This is a genomic window from Planosporangium flavigriseum (assembly GCF_011947225.1).
In the GTDB taxonomy this organism is placed as follows: Bacteria; Actinomycetota; Actinomycetes; order Mycobacteriales; family Micromonosporaceae; genus Planosporangium; species Planosporangium flavigriseum.
In genome coordinates, this window is sequence record NZ_JAATVW010000005.1 from 176,788 (window position 1) to 197,457 (window position 20,670).

Annotated in this window: 18 protein-coding genes; 11 read left to right on the top strand and 7 right to left on the bottom strand. The window is 70.8% G+C overall.

Features of this window, described 5'->3' with window-relative positions; all coding sequences use genetic code 11:
• Positions 1–19: 19 nt before the first annotated feature.
• From HC028_RS09950 to guaA, 4 genes are all read left to right on the top strand, one after another.
• A complete protein-coding gene (locus HC028_RS09950) occupies positions 20–1,138 on the top strand; it encodes a GuaB3 family IMP dehydrogenase-related protein (protein WP_168075602.1) in 1,119 nt (372 codons plus the stop codon).
• Between the two features lie 125 nt (positions 1,139–1,263).
• Positions 1,264–2,919, top strand: coding sequence for an FAD-dependent oxidoreductase (locus HC028_RS09955; RefSeq protein ID WP_168075604.1), 1,656 nt, complete (start codon positions 1,264–1,266; stop codon positions 2,917–2,919).
• 85 nt (positions 2,920–3,004) lie between these two features.
• Entirely contained in the window at positions 3,005–4,471 is a 1,467-nt protein-coding gene (locus tag HC028_RS09960) for an ammonium transporter (protein ID WP_168075606.1), read from the top strand.
• Positions 4,472–4,594: 123 nt separating this feature from the next.
• Positions 4,595–6,148, top strand: coding sequence for a glutamine-hydrolyzing GMP synthase (gene guaA / locus HC028_RS09965; RefSeq protein ID WP_168075609.1), 1,554 nt, complete (start codon positions 4,595–4,597; stop codon positions 6,146–6,148).
• A 49-nt stretch (positions 6,149–6,197) separates the two neighbouring features.
• Here guaA and HC028_RS09970 read toward each other — a convergent pair whose 3' ends face one another.
• The gene (locus HC028_RS09970) at positions 6,198–6,449 is read right to left on the bottom strand and encodes a PspC domain-containing protein (RefSeq protein ID WP_168075611.1); all 252 of its coding nucleotides are present in this window, start codon (positions 6,447–6,449) and stop codon (positions 6,198–6,200) included.
• Positions 6,450–6,611: 162 nt separating this feature from the next.
• Here HC028_RS09970 and HC028_RS09975 point away from each other — a divergent pair, with 162 nt between their 5' ends.
• From HC028_RS09975 to HC028_RS09985, 3 genes are all read left to right on the top strand, one after another.
• Positions 6,612–7,550, top strand: coding sequence for an NUDIX domain-containing protein (locus tag HC028_RS09975; RefSeq protein WP_168075613.1), 939 nt, complete (start codon positions 6,612–6,614; stop codon positions 7,548–7,550).
• Positions 7,551–7,571: 21 nt separating this feature from the next.
• Complete coding sequence (locus tag HC028_RS09980) at positions 7,572–8,384, top strand: NUDIX domain-containing protein (RefSeq protein ID WP_275408222.1); 813 nt, start codon at positions 7,572–7,574, stop codon at positions 8,382–8,384.
• Between the two features lie 307 nt (positions 8,385–8,691).
• Positions 8,692–9,669, top strand: coding sequence for a CDP-alcohol phosphatidyltransferase family protein (locus HC028_RS09985; protein WP_168075940.1), 978 nt, complete (start codon positions 8,692–8,694; stop codon positions 9,667–9,669).
• Between the two features lie 64 nt (positions 9,670–9,733).
• Here the strand turns inward: HC028_RS09985 and HC028_RS09990 are convergent, their stop codons facing one another.
• From HC028_RS09990 to HC028_RS10000, 3 genes are all read right to left on the bottom strand, one after another.
• Complete coding sequence (locus HC028_RS09990) at positions 9,734–10,987, bottom strand: phosphatidylserine decarboxylase (RefSeq protein WP_168075615.1); 1,254 nt, start codon at positions 10,985–10,987, stop codon at positions 9,734–9,736.
• 119 nt (positions 10,988–11,106) lie between these two features.
• Positions 11,107–11,349 (bottom strand): hypothetical protein, encoded by a 243-nt coding sequence (locus tag HC028_RS09995; protein WP_168075617.1) that lies wholly within the window; start codon positions 11,347–11,349, stop codon positions 11,107–11,109.
• On the bottom strand, positions 11,346–12,992 hold the full coding sequence (locus tag HC028_RS10000) for a PspC domain-containing protein (RefSeq protein ID WP_168075619.1): 1,647 nt from the start codon (positions 12,990–12,992) through the stop codon (positions 11,346–11,348). The genes HC028_RS09995 and HC028_RS10000 overlap by 4 nt, the downstream gene beginning before the upstream one ends.
• A 156-nt stretch (positions 12,993–13,148) precedes the next feature.
• Here HC028_RS10000 and HC028_RS10005 point away from each other — a divergent pair, with 156 nt between their 5' ends.
• On the top strand, positions 13,149–14,393 hold the full coding sequence (locus HC028_RS10005) for an ATP-binding protein (RefSeq protein ID WP_168075621.1): 1,245 nt from the start codon (positions 13,149–13,151) through the stop codon (positions 14,391–14,393).
• Positions 14,350–15,036 carry a response regulator gene (locus HC028_RS10010; protein ID WP_168075942.1) on the top strand — a complete coding sequence of 229 codons (687 nt, stop codon included), beginning with the start codon at positions 14,350–14,352 and terminating at the stop codon, positions 15,034–15,036. The genes HC028_RS10005 and HC028_RS10010 overlap by 44 nt, the downstream gene beginning before the upstream one ends.
• A gap of 36 nt (positions 15,037–15,072) precedes the next feature.
• On the opposite strand, the gene HC028_RS10015 is transcribed toward HC028_RS10010, so the two are convergent.
• A complete protein-coding gene (locus HC028_RS10015) occupies positions 15,073–15,813 on the bottom strand; it encodes a PIG-L deacetylase family protein (RefSeq protein WP_168075623.1) in 741 nt (246 codons plus the stop codon).
• A gap of 58 nt (positions 15,814–15,871) precedes the next feature.
• A complete protein-coding gene (locus HC028_RS10020) occupies positions 15,872–16,168 on the bottom strand; it encodes a chorismate mutase (RefSeq protein WP_373313848.1) in 297 nt (98 codons plus the stop codon).
• 347 nt (positions 16,169–16,515) lie between these two features.
• Between HC028_RS10020 and pcrA the strand changes: the two genes are divergently transcribed.
• Positions 16,516–18,930 carry a DNA helicase PcrA gene (pcrA, locus tag HC028_RS10025; protein WP_168075627.1) on the top strand — a complete coding sequence of 805 codons (2,415 nt, stop codon included), beginning with the start codon at positions 16,516–16,518 and terminating at the stop codon, positions 18,928–18,930.
• 12 nt (positions 18,931–18,942) lie between these two features.
• Here pcrA and HC028_RS28430 read toward each other — a convergent pair whose 3' ends face one another.
• On the bottom strand, positions 18,943–19,677 hold the full coding sequence (locus tag HC028_RS28430) for a M23 family metallopeptidase (protein ID WP_168075630.1): 735 nt from the start codon (positions 19,675–19,677) through the stop codon (positions 18,943–18,945).
• 334 nt (positions 19,678–20,011) lie between these two features.
• On the opposite strand from HC028_RS28430, the gene HC028_RS10035 reads away from it, so the two are divergent.
• Positions 20,012–20,416: a coenzyme B12-dependent isobutyryl CoA mutase small subunit gene (locus HC028_RS10035; RefSeq protein ID WP_168075632.1), complete on the top strand. Its 405-nt coding sequence runs from the start codon at positions 20,012–20,014 to the stop codon at positions 20,414–20,416.
• Positions 20,417–20,670 lie beyond the last annotated feature (254 nt).

Below are 20,670 nucleotides of genomic sequence, written 5' to 3' on the forward strand. Positions count from 1 at the left end.
AACTAATTTGGAGTCCACAGTGCGTGACTCGGTCGAGATCGGTCTGGGCAAGACCGCACAGCGGGGGTATCACCTCGACGACATTGCCCTCGTGCCCACTCGGCGCACCCGCGACGTCGACGACGTGTCGACGTCGTGGCAGCTCGACGCGTACCAGTTCAAGATCCCGTGCGTGGCGCACCCGTCCGACGCGACGATGAGCCCGGCCACGACGATCGCGCTGGGCCGCCTCGGCGGCCTGGGTGTGCTCAACGTGGAGGGGTTGTGGTGCCGGTACGAAGATCCCACCCCGGTACTCGAGGAGCTGGCCGGCCTCACCGATGACGCGAACACGACGCGGCGCCTGCAGCAGGTGTACGCGGAGCCGATCAAGCCGGAGCTGATCGTCGAGCGGGTCAAGCAGATCCGCGACGGCGGCGTGACCGTGGCGGTACGCGTGTCGCCGCAGCACACGCTCGCGCTCGCCCCGGTGATCCTCGACGCCGGGGTCGACATCCTGGTCATCCAGGGCACCCTGGTGTCGGCCGAGCACGTGTCGACCACCGACGAGCCGCTCAACCTCAAGGAGTTCATCGCCGACCTCGACCTGCCGGTCGTCGTCGGTGGGTGCACCAACTACCAGACCGCGCTGCACCTCATGCGGACCGGCGCCGCCGGTGTCATCGTCGGCATCGGTGGGGACGAGTGGGCGACCACCGACCGGGTGCTGGGGATCAGGGTGCCGATGGCGACCGCCATCGCGGACGCGGCGGCAGCGCGCCGGGACTACCTGGACGAGACCGGCGGCCGCTACGTGCACATCATCGCCGACGGTGACCTGCAGACCTCCGGTGACATCGCTAAGGCCCTCGGCTGCGGCGCCGACGCCGTGATGCTCGGTGAGCCGCTGACGCGCTCCGAGAACGCGCCGGCCGGCGGCGCCTGGTGGGTGTCGGGGGCGAGCCACCCGAAGCTGCCGCGCGGCTCGTTCGGCGCCGCCGAGGAGCCGATGGGGAGCCTGGAGAAGGTGCTGTTCGGCCCGTCCGACGACCCCGAGGGCGTGCTCAACCTCTTCGGTGGGCTGCGCCGGGCGATGGCCAAGTGTGGGTACCGCGACCTCAAGGAGTTCCAGAAGGTCGGCCTGGTCCTCGACAACTAGTCGGAAACGAAGACGGGGGCGCGGATACCGGTACTGTCGGTATCCGCGCCCCCGTCTTGCGTGCCTACTTGATGTACTGGCGGCAGGGGTCTTCCATAAATGTGACTCGTGAGTAACTATTGGCCATGCGTTACGACGTAGTGATCATCGGCTCTGGATTCGGGGGCAGCGTCGCTGCGCTGCGCCTGGTCGAAAAGGGATACAAGGTCGCCGTCCTGGAGGCCGGCCGGCGCTTCGCCGACTCCGACTTCCCGAAGACGTCGTGGCGCTCGCGCAAGTTCCTCTGGGCCCCGGCGCTCGGCTGCTACGGAATCCAGCGCATCAACCTGCTGCGGGACGTGCTTGTCCTGTCCGGGGCCGGAGTCGGTGGCGGCTCGCTGGTCTACGCCAACACGCTGTACCGCCCGCTCAAGCCGTTCTACGCCGACCCCCAGTGGGTCGGCGTCACGGACTGGGAGCAGGAGTTGGCACCCCACTACGACCAGGCCGAACGGATGCTCGGCGTGGTCACGTACAACCGCATGACGCGCGCCGACGAAGCGATGAAGCGGGTGGCCGCCCGCATGGGGGTCGAGGACACATTCCATCCCACTCCGGTCGGCGTCTACTTGGGGCAGCCCGGGGTGGACCCGTTCTTCGGCGGCGCCGGGCCGGTCCGTAACGCCTGCCACCACTGCGGCGCCTGCATGACCGGCTGCCGGTTCAACGCCAAGAACACCCTGGTCAAGAACTACCTGTACCTGGCGGAGCAGGGCGGTGCGGAGGTCCGCCCGCTCACGACCGTCGACATCGTGCGCCCAGGTGCGCAAGGCGGCTATGTCGTGGAGGCGCACCGCACCGGGCGGACGTGGAAACGCCATACCTTCGAGGCCGACCAGGTGATCTTCGCGGCCGGCTCGCTCGGCACCCAGCGGGTACTGCACCGCTCGAAGGCGGCCGGCGCGCTGCCGGCGCTGTCCGGCCGGCTCGGCGCGTTGACGCGTACCAACTCGGAGGCCATCCTCGGGGCGCGCACATTCAACAAGGACGCCGACTACACCGACGGTGTGGCGATCACCAGTTCGTTCCACCCCGACGCGAACACCCACATCGAGCCCGTCCGCTACGGCAAGGGCTCCAACGCGATGGGCCTGCTGCAGACGGTGCTCACCGACGGCGGACCGCGCCGGATGTTGCGCTGGTGGGGCGTGTTCTTCTCGCAGCCGTGGAAGCACCTGCGCGTGCTGTCGGTACGCAGGTGGTCGGAGCGTACGGTCATCGCTCTGGTCATGCAGTCGCTGGACAACTCGCTGCAGACCCACTACAGGCGTGGTTGGCTGGGCCGTAAGCGCCTGACCACCACCCAGGGCCACGGCGCGCCCAACCCGACCTGGGTCCCGGCCGGCAACCAGGCGGTCAGGCTGCTCGCTGAGGAGATCGACGGTGTGCCGGGCGGCTCCTGGGGCGAGGTGTTCAACATCCCGATGACCGCGCACATCCTGGGTGGTGCTCCGATCGGTGCCGACGCGTCGAAGGGTGTGGTCGACCCGTACCATCGCGTCTTCGGCCATCCCGGCCTGCACGTCGTGGATGGGGCGGCGGTGAGTGCCAACCTCGGCGTGAACCCGTCGCTGACGATCACCGCGCAGGCCGAGCGGGCGATGTCGATGTGGCCCAACAAGGGCGAGGCCGATCCGCGGCCGCCCCTCGGGTCGCCGTACGAGCGGGTCGAGCCCGTCGCTCCCCGGAGTCCGGCCGTTCCGGCGACCGCTCCGGCCGCGCTGCGCCTGCTGCCGCGTTAGAGGTTTCGCGGGGGTAACCGGCGAGAAATTCGCTTGAAATCCCCCAAAGTGAGGCTGTAGGGGAGCCCCACCCCTGGGGGGAGCGGTGGACCCCTATCCCGGTTGGCTGAACCCGGGCGACAACGCGTGGCAGTTGATCGCAGCCACGCTCGTCGGCCTGATGAGCATCCCCGGCCTCGCGCTCCTGTACGGGGGACTGGCGCAGCGCAAGTGGGCGGTGAACACCATGCTCATGGCGTTCACCGGGTTCGCGCTGGTTCTCGTCGCCTGGGTGCTCTACGAGTTCAGCATGGCGTTCGGTGAGCCGCTGCGTCTCGGCCCCGGCATCCTCGGCAGCTTCGTCGGAACGCCGCATCCGATCCTCGATCCCGGGTCGCTGCAAGGCAAAGCCCACATTCCACTCGTCGACGGCTCGATGCCCGAGTTCCGGTACCCGAAGTCCACGCTGGCCTACTTCCACTTCGCGTTCGCGGCGATCACTCCGCTGCTGTTCCTGGGCTCGGTGATCGGCCGGATGAGCTTCAAGGCCTGGCTGCTCTTCGTGCCGCTGTGGTCTGCTCTGGTGTACGCGGTCAACGCCTTCCTGTTGTGGGGTGGCGGCTGGTGGGCGCACGCGGGCGCGCTGGACTACAGCGGCGGCTACGTGATCCACCTGGCCGCCGGTACGACCGGCTTCACCGCGGCCGCCGTCATCGGCCCGCGCCTGGCGCGCGACCGGGCCCGACCGCTGCCGAACAACCTGCCGATGGTGGCCGCCGGCGCCGGCATCCTCTGGCTGGGCTGGAACGGCTTCAACGGCGGCGACATGTACTTCAGCGGCGCGAACGCGGCCGTAGCGGTGCTCAACACCAACCTCGCCGCCGCCGTGGCGCTGCTGATCTGGCTGGTGCTGGACATGTCGGCCGGTCCGCAGCGCAAGCCCACCTTCCTCGGTGCCGTCAACGGCATGATCGCCGGCCTGGTCGCGATTACCCCGGCGGCGGGCTTCGTCAGCGGCTGGGGCGCCCTGCTGATCGGCGTCGTCGCGTCGATCGTGGTGTGGCTGTCCTGGAACAGGTTCTCCCGGCTGGCGCTGTTCCGCCGGGTCGACGACACGCTCGGCGTGTTCCACACGCATGGTGTCGCGGGCCTGACGGGTGGCCTGCTGGTCGGCCTGCTGGCCGATCCGGCGATGGCTGTGTACCTGAAGCCGGACGGTTCCGTCGGGTTCAGCGCCTCCGGGCTGCTGTACGGCCATCCCCGGCAACTGGCGCTGCAGGCGGGCGCCGCGCTGACGGTCATCGCGTGGGACGCGGCGCTCACCGTGGGAATTCTCAAGGCGATCGGGACGGTGGTTCCGCTGCGGCTGCCCGACCCGGCCCTCGAAACCGGTGACCTGGCCGTTCACGACGAAGAGGCGTACCCGAGCGATCGGGTCGTGGACCTCGCGCCGGTCGACAGCGGCGCCCCGGCTTCCCCCGCGCCTCCACCGGCACCGCCTGGTCCGCCCGCTGCGGCAGCTTCGCCGTCCCCGCCTGCCGCCCCGTCCCCGCCCGTGTCGCCGCCAGATTAGGCTTCCGCCCCCACCCCTCCGCCGTGATCAGGGAGGGTTCGGCGTCCACGGTGATCTCGGCTCTTCCTGGTCATGGCATGGGACCGGCGGCAGGAGGCGGCCGCAGCCGGATAGGCTCGGCGCATGAGCACGCCGCCCCCGGTTCTCGTCGTCGATTTCGGAGCCCAGTACGCGCAGCTGATCGCCCGCCGCGTCCGCGAGGCCAACGTCTACTCGGAGTTGGTCCCGCACTCGATGCCGGTGGAGCAGATGCTCGCCCGCGAACCGGCCGCGATCATCCTCTCGGGTGGGCCGTCCAGCGTGTACGAGGAGGGCGCGCCCCAGGTCGACCCGGCCCTGTTCGACGCCGGCGTACCCGTGTTCGGCATCTGCTACGGCTTCCAGGCGATGGCCCGGGCGCTCGGTGGTGAGGTCGCTCACACCGGCCTGCGGGAGTTCGGCGGCACACCGCTCAACATCGCCGATCGGCCCGGCGTCCTCTTGGAGGGCCTGCCCGCCGAGCAGTCGGTGTGGATGAGCCACGGCGACAGCGTCTCGGCCGCGCCGCCCGGGTTCAACGTCACGGCCGCGTCGCCCGGCGCGAAGGTGGCCGCGTTCGAGAACCCGGAGAAGCGCCTCGCCGGGGTGCAGTTCCACCCCGAGGTCGCCCATACCCCGCACGGCCAGGAGATCCTGCGCCGCTTCCTCGCCGACATCGCGGGAGTCGAGCCGACCTGGACCAACGACGAGATCATCGACGAGCAGGTCCGCGCCATCCGCGAGCAGGTCGGTGACAAGCAGGTGATCTGCGGCCTCTCCGGCGGGGTTGACTCGGCCGTGGCCGCCGCGCTGGTCCAGCGCGCGGTCGGCGACCAGCTCACCTGCGTCTTCGTCGACCACGGGCTGCTGCGGGCGGGCGAGGCCGAGCAGGTCGAGCAGGACTACGTGGCCGCCACGGGCATCAAGCTCAAGGTGGTCGACGCGGCCGACCGGTTCCTGAACGCGCTCGCCGGGGTCACCGACCCGGAGCAGAAGCGCAAGATCGTGGGTCGCGAGTTCATCCGCGTGTTCGAGCAGGCCGCGCGCGAGGTCGCCGCCGAAAACGATGTCGAGTTCCTGGTGCAGGGCACCCTGTACCCGGACGTCGTGGAGTCCGGCGGCGGCACCGGCACCGCCAACATCAAGTCGCACCACAACGTCGGCGGCCTGCCCGAGGACCTGAAGTTCACGCTCATCGAGCCGCTGCGCACCCTGTTCAAGGACGAGGTACGGGCGATCGGCGCGGCCCTCGGCCTGCCCGCGGAGATCGTCCAGCGCCACCCGTTCCCCGGCCCCGGGCTGTCGATCCGGATCATCGGTGAGGTCACCCGCGACCGCCTCGACGTGCTGCGCGCCGCCGACAAGATCGCCCGCGAGGAGCTGACCGCCGCCGGACTGGACCGGGAGATCTGGCAGGTTCCGGTGGTCCTGCTCGCCGACGTGCGCAGCGTGGGCGTCCAGGGCGACGGACGTACGTACGGGCACCCCATCGTGCTGCGCCCGGTGTCGAGCGAGGACGCCATGACGGCTGACTGGTCGCGGCTGCCCTACGACGTCATCGCCCGGATCTCGACGCGGATCACCAACGAGGTGCCCGAGGTCAACCGGGTCGTCCTCGACGTCACCAGCAAGCCCCCGGGCACCATCGAGTGGGAGTGACCCCGCGCTGGGCGTAAGGAAGGGCACCGTGCCGCACGGTGCCCTTCTCTCACATCTGGGCGGTCGGCGCCGTTGGAGTCCAGCTCGCGGGCGCGGGCTGCAGTGGCGGTTCGGGCATGATCGCCCAGAGGATCGGGTACGCCAGGAGCGCGCCGCCACCGGTGAAGAACGCGAGGATGACGAACAGCACCCGGACGATGGTCGGGTCCATGTTCGAGTACTCGGCGATGCCGCCGCAGACGCCGGCGAACGTGCGGTTGGTAAGGGAGCGGTAGAGCTTGCGGTACGAGGTCTCGGTCATGCCTCTACGATGCGGTCTCCCTGCCCTCGTCCACCTCGGGTGACGCCCGGATCATGGACCCTGGTCCGTCCCGGATGCCGACCCTGGGTCCCGGCCCCCGAACGGGTGTCAGCAATCCGACAGTGACTCCGGTGCTTAACGTATTTCGGACAGAATTTCGCCGTGACTCCCGCACTCGAGCCACTCCGCAAGATCGCGGCGTACGCACTCTGCCAGGACTCGTCCGGCCGGGCGCTCCTGGTACGGGCATCGCCGCGGTCCGGCACGCCCGGCGCCTGGTCGCTGCCTGGTGGTGCGGTCGACCACGGGGAGCACCCGTTCCACACGGTCGTACGGGAGACTGCCGCCGAGACGGGACTGTCGGTGACGGTTTCCCGGCTACGTGACGTCCTCGCCGACATGCGGGCCCTGCCCAGCCGGGGCATCGTGCTGCACACCGACCGGCTGCTGTACGAGGTGACGATCCGGGGTGGCGCGCTGCGCGACCGGGTGGGCCAGCCGACGGACCTGGCCCGCTGGTTCACCCTGGACGAGGCCGCCGCGCTGCCGCTGCGCCCGTTCACCGCGACGGCCCTGGACCTGCCGCCGGCCCCGGTCGACCTGCGCCCGGACGGGCCGCCGGAGCTGCCCTCGTTCTACGCGGTGCCCGGCCCCGACGGGCTGCACCGCGCCCAGCGCTTCGCCGCGTACGCGGTGGCGACCGACCCGCAGGGCCGGGTGCTGCTGACACGGGTCGCCGCGGGGTACCCGGGCGGCGGCGACTGGCACCTGCCGGGCGGCGGCACCGACTACGGCGAGCAGCCGGGCGTGGCGCTGCTGCGGGAGCTGGCGGAGGAGACCGGGCAGCGGGGTCGGCTCGTCGAGCTGTTGGGCGTGGCCAGTCACCGGGACGCGGCCTCGCTCGGCCCGGAGGGGTATCCGATCGACTGGCACGGCGTCCGCGCCTTCTATCGGGTGAACGTGCCGCTGCCGACGCCGCCGCGGGTCCTCGACGTCGGTGGCTCGACGGACGCGGCGCGCTGGTTCACGCCGTCGGAGCTGGTCGGACTGCCCCGGACCGAGGTGACGGTGGAGGCGCTGCGCAACGCCGGGCTCGTCTGATCGGCGGGTAGCGTCGGCGGCGTGGAGACGACGACACAGCGGCGTCGCATCGGCGCGTACGGGGTCTGCCGGGATGACGGGCGGATCCTGATGTGCCGGAACGCACAGGGGGTGCTGCAACTGCCGGGCGGCGCCGTGGCGCAGGGTGAGCATCCGGTCGACGCCGTGGTGCGTACCCTCGCCGAGACGGCCGGCCTGACCGTCGAGGTGACCGGGCTACGGGATGCCGTCACCGACGTCGTACGGGCGCCGGGCTACCAGGCGCACAACGACCGGCTGCTCTTCGACGTCCGGATTGCCGGCGGTAATCTGCCGGGCCACATCGAGTGGCTCGCAGCCGAAGCGGCCGAGGCCGTACCGTTGCAGGAGGTCGCGGGCGGAACTTTCCCGCCCCGTTCGGTGCAGCGTTTCGGTGCGTACGGGCTGGTCACGGACCCGGAGGAGCGGGTGTTGTTGACACAGATCGCGCTCGGGTACCCGGGCGCGGGAGAGTGGCACCTGCCGGGCGGCGGTACGGACTTCGGCGAGCCGCCGAAGGCGGGGCTGCTGCGGGAGTTGGCCGAGGAGGCCAACCAGCATGGCCGGATCACGGAGCTGCTGGGCGTGTCGAGCGGTCACAACCCGAAAGCGCTGGGGCCGGAGGGTTATCCGATCGACTGGCACGTGGTCCGGGTGCACTACCGGGTTGCGGTCGACGAGCCGGTGCCGCCGCTCGTCACGGAAGGTGCGGGCAGTTCGACGGCTGCCGCGGCCTGGTTCACCCCGGAGGAGCTTCCGAACGTGCGGTTGACGCGGGCTGCCGCAACTGTCATTCGGGATTATTTCCGACGGTAGATGTGTTGCAGCCAGAAACGGGTCCGGACACCGACGTCTGTCGCCCGATTGGTTTACAGTGAGTGTCCAATTTAGTTACGCCTCGTTACGAACCTTTGTACGGTTTGCACTTTCCGTGGTGAAAAGGGAAGAAAGATCTGGCGTTGAGGATCGCCAATCTTCGCTTCCATGTGCGATGGTGTAAGCCGCAAACCGCGCGGGTGGGAACCCGTCTTGCAGTGGAGGATTTTTGGTGCCGAGAGCCCCTTGGCGTCGGCGTCGTACGACGGACAGCCCGCGTCCAGCGGGTCGTGGATGGGCCGGTCGGCTGCGTCGCAGCGGCTCACTGGCCCGGCAGGTGCTTCTGGTTGGCCGTCCCGGCCGGCGTCGCACCGAGTCGATGTCCGGTGCGACCACGCTGATCTTGCCCGAGCGCCGCGACCTCGAAGCCGGACAGGCAGGTCAGGTCAGACTGCGCCGCCGTGTGAGGGCGGTTCCAGGCGCTCCCGTCGCCCTGCCGCCGGCAGCCCCTGTCCGCACGTCGACGAGCCCCGTAGCGTCCACCGCGCCGGTCGCTCAGGCCGCGCCGGTCGACGCCGCCCCAGCTGCCGGACTGGCGATCCCGCTCCTCCCCGGTGAGCCCACGCTGGCCCGGCGGCTGCGCTTCCTCGCGGTCAACGCCTGCACCGTCAGCAGCCTGCTGCTCGGCATGTCGGCCATCTTCCTGGCGCTCAACGGCGTCAGCGTGAAGTGGGCGGCCCTGTGCCTCATCGCCTGCGTCGCGTTCGACGGCCTCGACGGGGCGCTGGCCCGCAAGCTGGGCGTCGCGAGCCCGTTCGGCGCCCAGATGGACTCGCTCGCCGACATGTGCTCGTTCGGCATCGCGGCGCCCGTCGTCGTGTACGCCTGGCTCGCCGGTGCGGCGCCTGCCTGGTTAGCGATGCCGGCCTGCGCGATGGTCGCCGTGTGCGCCGCGATCCGGCTCGCCCGGTTCAACGTCTCGCCCAAGGACGGCAGATTCTTCTGCGGGGTGCCGACGACCATGGTCGCCGCCGTGCTCGCCCTGGGCACGCTCATCGAGCCGGCGATCCCGGCGGAGGCGCGGGTCGCGGCGGTTGCCGTGCTCGCCCTGGCGATGGTGTCGAGTTTCCCGTACGCGAAGATCGCCCGTCTGCTGCGGCTCCCCCCGTGGCTACTGGTCCTGCCGGCGGTGAGCGCCTTGATCGACTACCGGCTGACGTTCGCCAGCGTCGTGGTGGCGTACCTGGTCAGCGGCCCGCTCGTGTGGCTGCGCCAGCGCGCCTAGCACGGAACGTAAAAGAGCGGCCCCCACCAACTGGTGGGGGCCGCTCTTTTACGTTCCGGGAGAGTTACCGCCAGCGGGCGATCACGGTGACGCCGCCGACCACCCGGTCACCGGGGGCGACCTCGGGGGTGGCCCGGTCGGCGGGCAGGTAGACGTCGGTCCGCGAGCCGAACCGGATCAGCCCGAACCGCTCGCCGCGGGCCAGTACCGATCCGACGGGCGCGCGCTGCACGATGCGCCGCGCGATGAGGCCCGTCCGCTGGGCCACCACGACCTGCCCGTACGCGCTGTCGAGCAGGGTGTACGCCGCCACGTTGTGCTCGGCGGCGGCCTTCATGGCGGCCGCATACCCGCCGTCCTCGACGAAGTGCTCGACCACCCGGCCGGCGACCGGCGAGCGGTTGACGTGCACGTCCAGCACGGACAGGAAGACGGCGATCCGCAGGAACTCGCCGTCTCCGAATCGCTCGTCGCGCAGGCGCTCCACCGAGAGCACCTTGCCGTCGCTCGCTGCCACGACCGCCTTCGGGTCGTCGGGGGTGTCGCGCTGCGGGTCCCGGAAGAACGCGGCGACCGGCGCCGCCGCCAGGGCGGGCACCATCCACAGCTTGGACTTGGGCCGGGCGGCCTTGGTCAACGCCGCCAGGCCGAGCGCGATACCCGCCGCGGCGATGCCGTTGGAGTCGATGTTCATACCGCGGGTCAGCGAAACGCTGGACGGCCGGTACGCCGGGAGGATCCGCTCGACCACGGCCTGGTCGGCGGCGGTGTAGCGGAGCCGGTGTACGCGTACCGGAGGCACGTTGCGCAGCACCAGGTCGCTGCCGACCCCGTACAGCGCCGCCTGGCGCTCGATCTCGTCGACCGCACCGTTGGGGAGGGTCGTGGCCGGCACGACCAGGGACAGCACGCCGCCCGAGTTCATCGCCTTGATCAGCTCATCGAGGCGGGAACGGGTCTCCTCGGCGGTGCCCGACAGCGCCTCGGCCAGGATCACGACGTCGGCCGGGTCGGCCTCGTCGAGGGACTCCGCCACCTGTACCCGGTCCTCCACCCATCGGCCCTGGCCGGCGAGGTGGGTGCGGAGCGCGGCAGCGGCGTCCTGGTCGGGCGCCACCACGGTGAGCTTGTCGTCCGGCAGCAGTGCGTCGATGGCGGCCGCGAGAGTCGTCGAGCCGGCGTCGGCGCCGACCAGCAACCCCGTCTTGGGGCCGCCGTGGCGGGCCAGTTCGGCGGCGAGCACCCGGGCGGCGCGCGGCCCGATCTGCACCGGGCGCCGGAACCCGCCGGACACGGGAAGTGCTGGGAACTGCGTCAAAGTCGGCTCCTGAAGTGTTACGGACCGATCCGCACCCGCGACGGGTGCGGATCGGTGCGTGGTTCGCCGGCCAAGCATATTCGTCCGAACGGCTGGGTGCCGTGTATCCGGCGGTCGGCTCAGACGTCCGGACCGTCCTCGTCCGGTGTCGTCGCGCTGTCCGCGCGCGTCTTGCGGCCGGCGTCGGAGCGTAGGGCCCCGACCAGGCCCAGCACGCCGAAGATGATCAGCACGGCGGCTAGCAGCCAGCCGAGCTGGGGCAGGGCCACGTCGACCGTGCCGCCGAAGAACCACCAGCCGACCGCCGCCAGGAAAACGAGGCCGAACGCGAGCGACAGCCCGTCGGTGCGATGCGACTTCATCGGTGTACCTCCAGCTTGCCGAGGGAGACGGTCGCGGTCAGCCGCAACTGGCCACCGCCCGGGCCGTCCGCGCCGTTGTCACGCACCTCGCGGGTCTCGTTACCGAGGCCGTCCCAGCGCTGCCCCAGGACGTCCGCGCTTCCGCCGTCGACCGTGGCCGACACGTCCACATCGACGTTGGGTGGCAGGATGACGACCAGGTTGCCGACGTCCACGCTCACCTCCACCGAGGAGCCGGTCTCGGTGCCCGAGAAGTCAAGCTTGGACAGGTCGAGCGTCCCGTTGCCCACGTCGACGGAGTAGCGACTGTCGAGCGCGGACAGGCTCGCCGGCGTCCACGTCACGTTGCCGCGCACACCGGCCATGTCGACGGGCCACGGGCCGATCCGCACCCCGCTGACGTTGTCCACGGCCGCGGTCACGATGAGCGCGACCGTCAGGACCAGGCCCGGGAAGATCAGCCAGCGCGCCCGGCCCAGCCACGCGCCCACGACCAGGCCGAGCCCGATGAGGCCCAGCGCGACGGCGGCGTAGTCGGTGCCGTTGAACGACGCACCGGCCACGTCGAGCGCCGCCAGCGCGCCGAGCGCGAGGCAGATCAGCGACAGGACCACCCGGCCCAGCCGCGACCGCTCCCGCGGCGGCTTCGGCGGCGGTGGGGGAGCCTGGACCAACCCCGGGTACTGCGGGGGAGGCGGTGGCGGGTAGCCCAGCGACTGGGCGTACGGGCTGCTGCTGGCGTACGGGCTGCTGCTGGCGTACGGGCCGTGCGGCGCGAACGGCTCGCCCGGCGGCGCCTGCGGCGGCACCAGGCCGACCGGCGGCATCGGACTGGCCGAGGGCATCATGACCGTCGGAGCGGGGCTGCCCGACGCCGGCGGCGTGCCCGGCGGGACGGGGCTGAACGGCTGCGTCGGCCACTCCGACTGCGGCGGCCAGTTCGGCGTCGGCGGCTGCGGCGGTTGGGTCGCCGGGCGGCCGAAGGCGGCGCCGCCGCGGGACACCAGGAGGGCGGCGCCGATGATGACCGCCGAGCCGAGCAGGGCGCTGCGGATGTTGCCCGAGAACGCCACGGCGAACATGATCACGGCGACGATCGCGAGGCCGAGGGTCAGTGGCGCGGAGGTGCTGGAACGGCCCCGACCGACCAGGGCCTCCGCCGCGGAGGCGGAGTCCCCCTCAGCCGGGATGAGTAGCCAGCCGAGCAGGTAGACGAGCAGACCCACGCCGCCGAAGAGCGTCAGGACACCCAGCAGGACCCGCCACAGGACCGGGTCGGTGTTCGTCGCCCGACCGATCGCCGCGGCCACACCGGCGAACCAGCGGCCCTGCTGCGGGCGGATCAGCCCGTACCGGGTGGCGAACGCCCCACCGGTGGGCTGGGGCGGGGGGAAGAAGCTCCCCTCCGGCGGCGGGAAGCCGCCCGGTGGCGGGGGTGGAGACCCGCCCGGCGGGTTCGCACCGGGAGAAGAGAAGGGCTCGTCGTGCTCGGTCGCGCCGGCCCCGGCCTCTTGACGCAGCGGCTTCGTATCGCCCGGCAGCGGCACCGTCTCGTCCCGTGACGGCTGCGGCTCGGCATCCGGCGGCTGCGGCTCGGCACGGGGTGGATCCACGGGCCCGTTCTCGGCAGGCTTCTCGGTCATGTCACGATCGTGCCGCCCACAACCGCCGGGCCACCTCAGGAATCGACCCTGACACAACCCTGAATTCGCATGTCAGGGGCGGGTCTGGTGGTCAGGGCGCGCTATGACGTGTGACGATCGGTAGGCCCTACCAAGCGTTTTGTGAGGATGTCGCCGATGACCGCGCCCACCCCGGCCCGCCGCCTGTACCGGGTGACCGACGCGCGGGTCGTGGGCGGGGTCGCCGCCGGCATCGCCGCCCACCTCAACGCGTCCGTCACGTTGGTGCGCATCGTGTTCGTCGTCCTCGCCAGCTTCAGCGGCCTCGGCGCGCTGCTGTACGCGGCGTTCTGGGCGGTACTGCCGCTCGCGCCCGGTCAACGCAGCACCCGCCGCGACCGCCGCCAACTGGTGCCGTTCCTCGCGCTCGGGGTCGGCATTCTGCTCGTACAGGTGCTGTCCGGCATGGGCGGCGTGAAGTCGGTGATCGGCTGGCTCGTCGCGATCGTGGCGGTCGGCGTGGGCATGATCTGGCAGCAGGCCGATCCGAAGCGGCGGGACCGCTGGACGGCCGCCGTCCCGCAGGCCCCGTGGCTCGGGGTCGTCCTCGAAGGTGACCGGCGCGGGCTCATGCTGCGGCTCATCGGCGGCGGTGCGCTGGTGGCCGCCGGCATCATCGGTACCGTCGCCGTGGTCTCCGGCGCGGACCTGTCGGCGCTGATCAACGGGCTGCTGTTCGGCGGCCTCGCGCTCGCCGGCGCCGGTCTGGCGCTGGCACCCATGCTGTGGCGGGTCTTCGGCCAGCTGCGCACGGAGCGGGAGGCCCGCATTCGCGAGCAGGAGCGCGCCGAGGTCGCCGCGATGATCCACGACCAGGTGCTGCACACGCTCGCCCTGATCCAGCGCAGCGCCGGAGACTCCAAGAGCGTGCTGCGGCTGGCCCGGGCGCAGGAGCGCACGCTGCGCGGCTGGCTGTACAAGTCGACCGCCTCGCCGACCGAGCGGCTGCGCGCCGCGCTGGAAGAGGCCGCCGCCGAGGTCGAGGACACGTACGCGGTCGCGGTCGAGGTGGTCGTTGTCGGCGATCGAGACGTCGACGACCGGGTACGCGCTCTGGTGGCTGCCGCCCGCGAGGCGCTCGTCAACGCCGGCAAGCACGCGGGGGTGTCCTCGGTGTCGCTGTACGCCGAGGTGGAGCCCGAGCAGGCCAGTGTGTTCGTCCGCGACCGCGGGGTCGGCTTCGACCCGGAGGCGGTCGACGACGACCGGCACGGCGTACGCGGCTCGATCCTCGGGCGGATGCAGCGCCACGGCGGCCGGGCCGAGATCCGCAGCGAGCCGGGGAGCGGCACCGAGGTACGTCTGTTCATGCCGACTCCTGGGTGGAGCCCGGCCGAGGAGAAGGAAAACGTCAGTGAGTGAATCGGGTCGCCTGAAGGTCTTCCTGGTCGACGACCACGCGATGTTCCGGGCCGGGGTCCGGGCCGAGCTTGGCGTCCACGTCGACGTGGTGGGCGAGGCCGGCAGCGTGGCGGACGCCGTCAGCGGAATCAGCCGTACGCAGCCCGACGTGGTCCTGCTCGACGTGCACATGCCCGACGGCGGGGGCCGGGCCGTCCTCGAGGCGATGCGCCAGAGCCACCCGCAGGTGCGGTTCCTCGCGCTGTCGGTCTCGGACGCCGCGGAGGACGTGATCGGCCTGATTCGGGCCGGCGCCCGCGGGTACGTGACCAAGACGATCGACCCGGAGGAGCTGGCCGGGGCGGTGCGCCGGGTGGCCGACGGCGACGCCGTGTTCAGCCCGCGGCTGGCCGGGTTCGTCCTCGACGCGTTCGCCGCCCGACCCGACGCGCAGCTCGTCGACCCCGAGCTGGATCAGCTGACCAACCGCGAGCGTGAGGTGCTGCGGCTGTTGGCGCGCGGGTACGCGTACAAGGAGATCGCCAAGGAGCTGTACATCTCGATCAAGACGGTCGAGACGCACGTGTCGAACGTGCTCCGCAAGCTCCAGATGTCCAACCGGTACGAGCTGTCGCGCTGGGCGGCCGACCGCCGCCTGGTCTAGCCCCCCGAATCCTTCAGGATCACGGGAGGTGGGGCGCTATTCGGTGTGGATGATCGTGAACGCCTCGGCGAGGCGGCCCTCCGGGAGGCCGTGCGCCCGCGCCACGGTCGCGTGCCGCTCCCGCAGCATCTCCCCGAACCCGTCGAGATGGCTGACCTGCGAGGCGTGCGCCTGAAGCGCGGCCAGCTTGCGGTCGAACGTGTCGGTGATGTCGACGACGTGGTCCGGGTCGGGGCCGGCCGAGTACCAGACCTCGCGGACGGTCCAGGCCTGCAGACCCTGGTCACGCAGCAGCTCCGGGAACGCGAACGGGTTGCGCGAGTCCGGGTAGACGGCGCACGTGGTCGCCTCGCCCACCGCGAGGTGGTCCGGGTGGCTCGGCCCGGCGATCCGCTCCCAGCGGCGCAGCGGCGAGTTCGTCAGGATCCGGTCGGGCCGGAACCGCCGGATCGCCGCCGTGATGTCCCGGCGAAGCTCCAGCGACGGGGTGAGCGTTCCGTCCGCGTACCCGTTGAGGAACTCCACCTGCTTGACCCCGATCGCGGCCGCGGCCGCGCGCTGCTCGGCCTCGCGGATGATCGGCATCTGCTCGCGGGGTGTGTCGTCGAAGCCGCCCGCGTCGCCGCGGGTGACCAGCAGGTACGCGACCTCGAGGCCCTTTTCGACCCAGTGGGCGATGGTGCCGGCGGAGCCGAAGTCGACGTCGTCGGGGTGGGCGAGAACGCACAGCACGCGCTGGACGTCGGGGAGCGGCTCGGCTGAGGGTGGGAAGGTCACGGCACCCGATCATATGCCGGGTCGAGCCGGTGCCCGCCGCAGCCGGCCGCGGTTTGCCCTACAGCGGGCCGCGGCCGGCGCGGAGGATGAGCAGCGCGAGCTGGACGCCGTCCTCGCCGAGTTCCGCGCGGAAACGGTCCAGGATCTGGCGCTCCCGGGCGAGGACGAGGCGGGTGCCGCCGGAGGCGACCCGGGTCTTGCCGACCTCCTGGGACAGGGCGGCGCGCTCCTGCCACAAGCGGAGGATCGTCTCGTCGATCTCGTCGATGCGGGAGCGTAGCGAGGAAATGTGCGCCTCGGGAGTTTCGGTGTTGGATGCGTTCTCGTTCATGGTGTCCACGGTCATGGCGGTCATCTCTGTCGGTCCCATTCTCACGGTATGGGCCTCGTCGGAGTCCCGGAACGAAAAACGCCCCGGGGCTTTCGGGGCCCGGGGCGTCGTCAGGTCTTCGTTCAGGCGTGACCTACGGCTGCCGGACTCCCGGAGCCGTAAAAAAAGTAGTAGCGCACGTCTGAACTCACGCTGCTGAGTATGCCACGCTCGGCGCCGCGCGTGGGAGCTAGTGACCAGTTAGTGAGAAGCAGTACCCAAATGGAGGGCACGGTCGCCCCTGCCACCCGACAAGATCCCCGCACGCGAGGGGGACCGGCGCGCCTGTCGGTTCCGGTTTCGTCGCACTGCCGGCATAGACTCGCCGAGCGATGCATGCTCTCTTCGAGTACCCCCAGAACCCGGCCGCGGCCAATGCTCCGGTGCGCCCTACGCACCCCAGCCCCAGCCGCGATCCGCAGCGCCTGCTCGACGGGCTCAACGATCCGCAGCGGGCTGCCGTGACCCACCGTGGCGCGCCGTTGCTCATCGTCGCCGGCGCCGGGTCGGGCAAGACGCGAGTGCTCACGCACCGGATCGCGTACCTGCTCGGGGCGGGTGACGTGCATCCGGGGGAGATCCTCGCGATCACGTTCACCAACAAGGCCGCGGGCGAGATGAAGGAGCGGGTCGCCTCGCTCGTCGGCGGGCGGGCCCGCATGATGTGGGTGTCGACGTTCCACTCCGCCTGTGTCCGGATCCTGCGCGCCGAGCACGAGCACGCCGGCCTGAAGAGCACCTTCTCCATCTACGACGCCGACGACTCGCGCCGGCTGATGACGCTGGTGGCCCGCGAGCTCGACCTGGATCCGAAGCGGTTCCCGGCGCGTGGCCTCGCCGCACAGGTGTCCAACCTGAAGAACGAGCTGATCGATCCGGAGACGGCGGCCGCCAACGCGGCCGGCCCGCAGCAGCGCACCGTCGCCGAGGCGTACGCGCTCTACCAGCAGCGGCTGGGCGAGGCGCAGGCGCTCGACTTCGACGACCTGATCATGCGTACGGTCGACCTGCTCAAGAGGCATCCGCTGGTGGCCGACTCCTACCGGCGGCGCTTCCGGCACGTACTCGTCGACGAGTACCAGGACACCAACCACGCTCAGTACGTCCTGATCAAAGAGCTTGTGGGGGAGACCGGCGAGCTGTGCGTCGTCGGTGACGCCGACCAGTCGATCTACGCGTTCCGCGGCGCGACGATCCGCAACATCCTGGAGTTCGAGCGCGACTACCCGCAGGCGCGCACGATCCTGCTGGAGCAGAACTACCGCTCCACCCAGATCATCCTGTCCGCCGCGAACGCCGTCATCGACCGGAACACCGAGCGCAAGCCCAAGCGGCTGTGGAGCGAGGAGGGCGCCGGCGAGCAGATCGTCGGGTACGTCGCCGACACCGAGCACGCCGAGGCCGACTGGATCGCCCGCGAGATCGACCGGCTCTGTGACGACCACGGGTTCCGGCCGGCGGACGTGGCGGTGTTCTACCGCACCAACGCGCAGTCCCGGGTGTTCGAAGAGTTGTTCATCCGGTTCGGGTTGCCCTACAAGGTGGTCGGCGGGGTGCGCTTCTACGAGCGCAAGGAGGTCCGCGACGCGCTGGCCTACCTGCGGGCCGTGGCCAACCCCGACGACACGGTGAACATCCGGCGGATCCTCAACACCCCGCGCCGCGGCATCGGCGAGCGCGCCGAGGCGTGCGTGGAGGCTCTCGCGGCCCGCGAACGGATCTCGTTCGGCGCCGCGCTCGCCCGCGTCGACGAGGCGATCGGCGTCTCCACCAGGGCGGCCAACTCCATCAAGGACTTCGTGGCCCTGATGGAGAGCGCCCGCGAACTGGCCGCGACCGCGCCTCCCGAGGAGGTCCTCGAAGCGGTGCTCCAGCGCAGCGGATACCTCGCCGAACTGGAGGAGAGCCTCGACCCGCAGGACGCCGGCCGGGTGGAGAACCTCCAGGAGTTGGTGAGCGTCGCCCGGGAGTACACCGAGCGGGCTGAGACCGCGGCTGCCGAAGCGGAAGCGGAGGAGGAAGCGGCGCGCCCGACCCTCGCCGGCTTCCTGGAGCAGGTGGCGCTCGTCGCCGACGCCGACCAGATCCCCAACGACGACCCTGACCACCAGGGCGTGGTCACCATGATGACCCTGCACACCGCCAAGGGGCTGGAGTTCCCGGTCGTCTTCCTGACCGGCCTGGAAGACGGCGTCTTCCCGCACCTTCGCTCGCTCGGCGACAAGAAGGAGTTGGAGGAGGAGCGGCGGTTGGCCTATGTGGGCATCACGCGGGCCCGCCAGCGGCTCTACATCTCGCGCGCGGTGACGCGGTCGGCGTGGGGCCAGCCCCAGTACAACCCGCCGTCGCGCTTCCTGGAGGAGCTGCCGGAGGACCTGGTGCGCTGGGAGCGCACCGAGGCGACGTACACGAGCTGGTCCGGCGGCGGTGGCGGGGTCGGCGGCCGGGCGTCCGCAGTGGAACGTGCCCCGCAGGAGCGCAACACTCGCTTCGTGGGCGGCACACCGAAGGCGGCGCAGCTGGCAGAGCGGCTGGGACTCGACGCCTCCAAGCTGTCGACCGCCAGCGAGCTGGCCAAGGCCGACGTGCCAGCGCTCGCCCCTGGCGACCGGGTCAACCACCAGCGCTACGGCATGGGCCGGGTGACCGCCGTCGAGGGGTACGGGGCGCGGGCGCAGGCTCAGATCGACTTCGGTGACCAGGTGATGTGGATCGTTCTCCGCCACGCCCCGATCGAGAAGCTGTAACGGGAGGACCGCTCAGCCGAGCTGGTCGAGCACGCCGCCGTTCACGACCTCGATGTGCTTGGCCAGGTCGACGCCGTGCTGGCGCATGAACGGCATGGCGTCGAAAGGCTTGTCGTTTCGCCGCAGCTCGAAGTGCAGGTGCGGCCCGGTGGAGTAGCCACTGTTCCCGCTGAGCGCGACGAGTTCACCGGCGGCGACCCGGGTGCCTTCCTTGCAGATCAGCTTGGAGGCGTGGCCATAGATCGATACGACGCCGTCATCGTGCTGGATCTGCACGCTGTAGCCGTAGCCGCCGTTCCACCGGGCGAGGATGACGGTGCCGGCGTTGGCCGCGTACAGCGGCGTGCCCACGGGGACGGCGAGGTCGGTGCCCGGGTGCAGGACGCCCCAACGCGGGCCGAACATCGACGAGACCACGTAGTCGCCCCGTACGGGCAACTGCCAGAGGTCCTGTCCCGGTTGCTGGCTGACGGCGACCGAGGTGGCGCGGCTGGTCGAACGACCGGCTCGGGCGGCGTTCTGCTGCTCCCGCAGCGGGGCGGCCTCGCTGGCGGAGGCGGCGTTGGTGGTGTCGAGCCAGCGGGGACTGTCCTGGCTCTTCAGCTCGGGCATCGCGTGGGTGGTCCCCATCGCCACCACGCCAGCGCCCAGAACGGCTGTGGTGACAGCGGTGGCGTACTTGCCGCGCGACGGTGCCGGAGCGCGCCGACTGCCACGGTAACGCCCACTCGGGACTTGGTGATCCACGCAACTCCTCCGACGCGGTCGAAGACACAGGCTGTCGCTTGCCGGTTAGCGGCAAGGCTGACCAACCCAGTGCTGTCACGGCCCACGGGTGGCAACTGCGACAACGTAACCAACCTGATACCAGGCCACAAGCCGACGCGCGGACAGGTCATTAGCATGCGACGGGTCCGCGGCGCAGAGCATGTGACGCGGGTCTCGCCCGCGGAGCCGGCGTGCCGACGTGACGTGTACCGCATTTCGGTCAGCGTCCGCTCGGGGTACGTTTCGCCCAGGGCAACGGCGCCCGTTGCGCGTATCACACAGCGCGCGCGAAACTCCGAAAGGACGCGGCACGATGAGTTCACGGATTCGGGTTGTTGTCGCCAAGCCGGGCCTCGATGGTCACGACCGCGGGGCGAAGGTCGTGGCGCGGGCGCTGCGCGACGCCGGCATGGAGGTCATCTATACCGGCCTGCACCAGACGCCCGAGCAGATCGTGGAGACGGCGATCCAGGAGGACGCCGACGCGGTCGGGCTGTCGGTGCTTTCGGGCGCCCACATGACGCTGTTCCGCAAGGTCGTTGATCTGCTGCGGGAGCGCGGTGTGGATGACATGGTGGTGTTCGGCGGCGGGATCATCCCCGACGCGGACATTCCGGAGCTCGCGAAGATCGGCGTCGCGAAGATCTTCACGCCGGGTGCCCCGACCCAGTCCATCGTGGACTGGGTGCGCGCGCACGTGGTCACCCCGGTGGCGTAGTACGGCAATAAGGGAGGGGCCGGACGTACCCCTCACACGTCCGGCCCCTCATGCACGATGCCCCGCCGCCACCCCTCGACCGACAGGGCATCGGCCGTCTTCGTCGCCGCCGGGACGATTCGCCCGTTTAGTGCGCCGACATCACACTCAACGAGGTGCTGCACGGCGGGGTTACGCCGTGGTTCGTCGGTTTTTCGTGTGATTGTGTTTCATGTTTTCGTGCGGCAAGTGCACGTTTTCGTGGGAGGCGTACT

Excerpts from the sequence above, each read along its gene's own strand:
- HC028_RS09995 (WP_168075617.1), bottom strand. The coding sequence starts at position 11,349 with ATGAAGTCGCATCGCACCGACGGGCTGTCGCTCGCGTTCGGCCTCGTT.
- HC028_RS10005 (WP_168075621.1), top strand. The coding sequence starts at position 13,149 with ATGACCGCGCCCACCCCGGCCCGCCGCCTGTACCGGGTGACCGACGCG.
- guaA (WP_168075609.1), top strand. The coding sequence starts at position 4,595 with ATGAGCACGCCGCCCCCGGTTCTCGTCGTCGATTTCGGAGCCCAGTAC.
- HC028_RS09955 (WP_168075604.1), top strand. The coding sequence starts at position 1,264 with ATGCGTTACGACGTAGTGATCATCGGCTCTGGATTCGGGGGCAGCGTC.
- HC028_RS10035 (WP_168075632.1), top strand. The coding sequence starts at position 20,012 with ATGAGTTCACGGATTCGGGTTGTTGTCGCCAAGCCGGGCCTCGATGGT.
- HC028_RS10000 (WP_168075619.1), bottom strand. The coding sequence starts at position 12,992 with ATGACCGAGAAGCCTGCCGAGAACGGGCCCGTGGATCCACCCCGTGCC.
- HC028_RS10020 (WP_373313848.1), bottom strand. The coding sequence starts at position 16,168 with ATGACCGCCATGACCGTGGACACCATGAACGAGAACGCATCCAACACC.
- pcrA (WP_168075627.1), top strand. The coding sequence starts at position 16,516 with ATGCATGCTCTCTTCGAGTACCCCCAGAACCCGGCCGCGGCCAATGCT.
- HC028_RS09970 (WP_168075611.1), bottom strand. The coding sequence starts at position 6,449 with ATGACCGAGACCTCGTACCGCAAGCTCTACCGCTCCCTTACCAACCGC.